The 566-nt window shown below is 40.6% G+C and carries 1 protein-coding gene; it reads left to right on the top strand.

Going from position 1 to position 566, the window contains the following annotated elements; translation table 11 throughout:
- Nucleotides 1-566: transposase (locus tag DCC39_RS18935; protein WP_133243522.1), on the top strand; the 566-nt coding region annotated here is incomplete at both ends.

The following is a 566-nucleotide window of genomic DNA, read 5'->3' as shown; positions in this document are numbered from 1 at the left end:
ACAAGACGTATTTCCTTAATCAAGTCTTTTTAAAGTTCAGTGGATTACGGCAAGATAATCCATTTTCCAATATGTTTGGGGCAACGTGTTTAGCCATTATACAAGAACTCGAACCAGAACAAATTGCCCAAATGTCCATAGAAGAGCTCATTGAATTTCTTCAAGAAAAAGGGAAAAACCGTTTTGAAAATCCCGAAGAAATCGCAAAGTATCTTCAAAAAGTCGCCCGAGCTTCTTACCGGTTAAACAAGGCAATGGCTGATCCAGTCAATATTTCCTTATCTGTTACGCTCAGCGTACTCAAGCATATGGAGTCTGAAGTGAAACGCTTAGATAAAGAAATTGCCAAGTTGATGAAAGGAATCCCCAATACACTCATTTCCATAAAAGGAGTGGGACCGGTATACGCCGCTGGGTTAATCGCCGAAATCGGTGATATCAAGCGTTTTAAGAATCATCATGCACTAGCCAAATATGCAGGACTGGTCTGGAATCAGAGCCAATCCGGCGAATTTGAAGCCGAAGAAACCAAGCGAATGCTTACTGGTAACAAGTATCTTAGATAT

Source organism: Pueribacillus theae (genome assembly GCF_003097615.1).
Taxonomy (GTDB): Bacteria; Bacillota; Bacilli; order Bacillales; family UBA6769; genus Pueribacillus; species Pueribacillus theae.
This window is presented reverse-complemented; position numbering and strand designations above follow the sequence as displayed.